Source organism: Rhodococcus sp. R1101, assembly GCF_000278445.1.
In the GTDB taxonomy this organism is placed as follows: domain Bacteria; phylum Actinomycetota; class Actinomycetes; order Mycobacteriales; family Mycobacteriaceae; genus Rhodococcus; species Rhodococcus gordoniae.
This window is the reverse complement of sequence record NZ_AJVB01000349.1, coordinates 1-4,087: the sequence shown is the minus strand read 5'-3', so window position 1 is coordinate 4,087 and position 4,087 is coordinate 1. Positions and strand designations below refer to the sequence as shown.

At 66.6% G+C, this 4,087-nt stretch carries 3 protein-coding genes and 1 pseudogene; all 4 read right to left on the bottom strand.

Annotated features, from left to right (window positions below):
- Window positions 1–786: pseudogene (locus tag R1101_RS0117555) on the bottom strand (F0F1 ATP synthase subunit beta); the annotation flags it as partial.
- A gap of 6 nt (window positions 787–792) precedes the next feature.
- The gene (locus R1101_RS0117550) at window positions 793–1,776 is read right to left on the bottom strand and encodes a F0F1 ATP synthase subunit gamma (protein ID WP_016934669.1); all 984 of its coding nucleotides are present in this window, start codon (window positions 1,774–1,776) and stop codon (window positions 793–795) included.
- A gap of 48 nt (window positions 1,777–1,824) precedes the next feature.
- Window positions 1,825–3,468, bottom strand: a complete 1,644-nt coding sequence (atpA, locus tag R1101_RS0117545) for a F0F1 ATP synthase subunit alpha (RefSeq protein ID WP_016934668.1) — start codon at window positions 3,466–3,468, stop codon at window positions 1,825–1,827.
- Window positions 3,469–3,528: 60 nt separating this feature from the next.
- Window positions 3,529–4,087, bottom strand: a 559-nt coding sequence (locus tag R1101_RS0117540; protein ID WP_016934667.1) for a F0F1 ATP synthase subunit delta, incomplete at its 5' end; no start/stop codon positions are given.

The window sequence follows — 4,087 nt, the reverse complement described above, 5'->3', positions numbered from 1 at the left end:
GTCGATGAACAGGAGCACGTCCTGTCCCTGGACGTCGCGGAAGTACTCCGCCATCGTCAGGGCCGACAGAGCGACGCGCATACGCGTTCCCGGCGGCTCGTCCATCTGACCGAAGACAAGGGCGGTGTCCTGGAGGACGCCCATCTCTTCCATCTCGAGGTGGAGGTCGGTGCCCTCACGGGTGCGCTCACCGACGCCGGCGAACACCGACGTGCCGGAGAACTCACGCGCGATACGGGTGATCATCTCCTGGATCAGAACGGTCTTGCCGACACCGGCGCCACCGAACAGGCCGATCTTGCCGCCCTTGACGTACGGGGTCAGCAGGTCGATGACCTTGATGCCGGTCTCGAGGATCTCGGTCTTGCCCTCGAGCTGGTCGAAGGCCGGGGGCTTGCGGTGGATGCCCCACTGCTCGCCGTCGCGGCCGGTGCCCGGCGCGTCGAGGCAGTCGCCCAGCGCGTTGAACACGTGGCCCTTGACGACATCGCCGACGGGAACCGAGATCGGCTTGCCCGTGTCGGACACCGGGGCACCGCGGACAAGTCCGTCGGTCGGCTGCATGGAGATCGTGCGGACCAGGTTGTCACCCAGGTGCTGCGCGACCTCGAGGGTCAGGGTCTTCGCCACGGACGGCAGAGTGACCTCTGCGTGCAGGGCGTTGAACAGCTCGGGCACGGCGCCACGCGGGAACTCCACGTCGACGACGGCGCCGATGACGCGGACGACGCGCCCGGCAAGGGCCGACGCCGCACCGGCGTTGTTGTCGGTTACTGCTGCGGTCATTGTGGTTCAGTCACTTCCTGCACTCGAGGCGAGCGCACCGGCACCGCCGACGATCTCGCTGATTTCCTGGGTGATCTGGGCCTGGCGGGCCTGGTTCGCCTGACGGCTGAGGGTGTTCACCAGTTCCGTGGCATTGTCCGTCGCGGCCTTCATGGCGGTACGACGGGCCGCCGACTCGGAGGCCGCCGCGTCCAGCAGCGACGCGTAGATACGCGTGCTGATGTACTTCGGCAGGAGAGCCTCGAGCAGGACTCCGGCCTCGGGCTCGAAGTTGTACACCGCCTGAGGTCCCTCGGTGCCCGTGCCACGGTGCCCGTCGGTAAGCATGTCCTCGCCGAGGTCGATCTCGTCCTCGGTGATGCTCACCTCGAGCGGAGCCATCCTGCGGACCTGGGGGGTCTGCGTCAGCATCGACACGAAGCGGGTGTAGACGATGTGCAGTTCGTCGACGCCCTCGACGGTGCCTTCGCCGTTCGGGGCGGGCACCTCGGTGCCCGAACCCGCCATGAACAGCTCGACCAGGTGGCGGCTCGCCTTCGCGGCGTCCGTGTAACGAGGATCCTGCGAGAAGCCCGTCCAGGCAGCGACCACTTCACGCTCACGGAACGTGTAGTAACCGAGGCCCTTGCCGCCCATCACGTACAGCACAGGCTCCTTGCCCTCGCTGAGGAGCAGCTGACGCAGCTCCTCGGCTTCCTTGAGGACGTTGGAGTTGTAACCGCCGGCCATACCGCGGTCACTGGTCACGACCAGCACTGCGGCACGCTTGGGGTTCTCACGCTCGTTGAGCAGGGGGTGATCCAACGAGGCCGACGCACTCGCCAGCTCGGAGAGCACCTTGGTGATCTCCTCGGCGTACGGCTTGGACGCTGCCACTCGGGCCTGGGCCTTCGTGATACGCGACGTCGCGATCAGTTCCTGCGCCTTGGTGATCTTCTTGGTCGAGTTGACCGACTTGATCCGCGAGCGCAGTTCGCGCAAGTTCGCCATTCGTCGATCACACTCCCTTCACTGGACGCTGGGTCATGGACTCCCCGCTCACTTGCGAACGGTGGTGCGCTTGACGGAGACCTGCTCCTGCTCGACCTCGTCGGCACCGAGAGCCTCGGCCTCCGCCTCGTTCACGACACGGCTGCCGTCGGAGGCGATGAAGCCCTCCTTGAACTTGGCGGTCGCGGCGTGGAGAGCCTCGATCGACTCGTCGGACAGGGCCTTGCCACCGGCGATCTGCTCGTAGACGCCTGCGGCGTTGCGGTGCAGATCCTCGAGGAGCTCGGCCTCGAAGCGACGCACGTCTCCGACCGGAACCGAGTCGAAGACACCTTCGCCGGCGAGGTAGATCGACACGATCTGGTCCTCGACCGCGATGGGAGCGTACTGGTCCTGCTTGAGCAGCTCGACGAGACGCTGACCGCGCTCGAGCTGAGCCTTCGACGCGGCGTCGAGGTCGGAGGCGAAAGCGGCGAAGCCTTCGAGCTCACGGAACTGGGCGAGCTCCAGACGCAGCGAGCCCGACACCTTCTTCATGCCCTTGGTCTGGGCGGCGCCACCGACTCGGGAAACCGAGATACCCACGTTGATGGCGGGGCGGACACCCTTGTTGAACAGGTCGGACTCGAGGAAGACCTGGCCGTCGGTGATGGAGATGACGTTGGTCGGGATGTACGCCGACACGTCGTTCGCCTTGGTCTCGATGATCGGAAGGGCCGTCAGCGAACCGCCACCGAGCTCGTCGGAGAGCTTGGCGGAGCGCTCCAGCAGACGCGAGTGCAGGTAGAAGACGTCGCCGGGGTATGCCTCGCGGCCCGGCGGACGACGCAGCAGCAGGGAGATGGCGCGGTACGCCTCGGCCTGCTTGGTGAGGTCGTCGAACACGATGAGGACGTGCTTGCCCTGGTACATCCAGTGCTGGCCGAGGGCCGAACCGGTGTAGGGGGCGAGCCACTTGAAGCCGGCGGAGTCGGAGGCGGGAGCCGCGACGATGGTGGTGTACTCCATCGCGCCGTTCTCCTCGAGTGCCTGCTTGACACCCGCGATGGTCGAGCCCTTCTGGCCGATCGCGACGTAGATGCAGCGGACCTGCTGCTTCGGGTCGCCGGTCTCCCAGTTCGCCTTCTGGTTCAGGATCGCGTCGATGCAGACCGCGGTCTTGCCGGTCTTGCGGTCGCCGATCACGAGCTGACGCTGGCCACGGCCGATCGGGGTCATCGCGTCGATGGCCTTGATGCCGGTCTGCAGCGGCTCCTCGACCGGCTGGCGCTCCAGCACGGTCGCGGCCTGCAGCTCGAGGGCGCGGGTCTCACCGGCTTCGATGTCGCCGAGACCGTCGATCGGCTGACCGAGCGGGTTCACGACGCGGCCCAGGAAGTTGTCGCTCACCGGCACCGACAGAACGTCGCCGGTCCGCTTGACTTCCTGGCCCTCCTCGATGGTCTGGAAGTCGCCCAGGATAACGGCACCGATCTCGGTGGCCTCGAGGTTGAGGGCCACGCCGAGGACGCCACCGGGGAACTCCAGCAGCTCGTTGGCCATCGCCGACGGCAGACCGCTGATGTGCGCGATGCCGTCACTGGTGTCGACGACCACGCCGACCTCCTCGCGGGAGGCCTCCGGGGAGTAGCTCGCGGTGTAATTGTCAATCGCGCTACGGATCTCGTCGGAGGAGATCGTCAGCTCCGCCATGTTCTTCCTGCTCTCGGTATCTGGTCTTCGAAAAGATCTATGTGTGTGTTCGGTAGTGGACTACGTGAGGCTCTTGCGCACTGCAGCGAGTCGACCCGCGGCACTACCGTCGATGACCTCGTCGCCCACCCGGACGACCAATCCACTGAGAAGCTCGGGATCGACCTCGACGTGCACCGTCACAGGCTTCCCGTAGATGCGGGTCAGGGTCGCGGAGAGCCGCTCCTCCTGCCGTGCATCGAGCGGTGCCGCGCTGCGGACATGCGCAACGGCACGGTCCCGCTGGGCTGCTGCGAGTGCCGACAACTCGTCGAACGTGTCGGCCGGAGACTCGCTCAGCCGACCGACCGCATGGACGGCCAGCGCTTCGGTGACCGCGGTCACCTTTCCGTAGAGCAGGCGCGTCAGCAGATCGCGCTTGGCCGAAGCCGGCGTGCCGCGATCGGAGAGCGTCTGCTCGAGGTCGGGGTTGCCGGCCACGATGCGACCGAGGCGGAACAGTTCGTCCTCGACGGTGTCGAGCTGGTCCTGGTCCGCTGCAGCCTTCAGCAGCGCCTCCCGACCGAGCTGGACGAGAGAGTTCGTCAGATCGGACTGGGCCGACCAGTCCTGCCCCGCT

Excerpts from the sequence above, each read along its gene's own strand:
- R1101_RS0117550 (WP_016934669.1), bottom strand. The coding sequence starts at position 1,776 with ATGGCGAACTTGCGCGAACTGCGCTCGCGGATCAAGTCGGTCAACTCG.
- atpA (WP_016934668.1), bottom strand. The coding sequence starts at position 3,468 with ATGGCGGAGCTGACGATCTCCTCCGACGAGATCCGTAGCGCGATTGAC.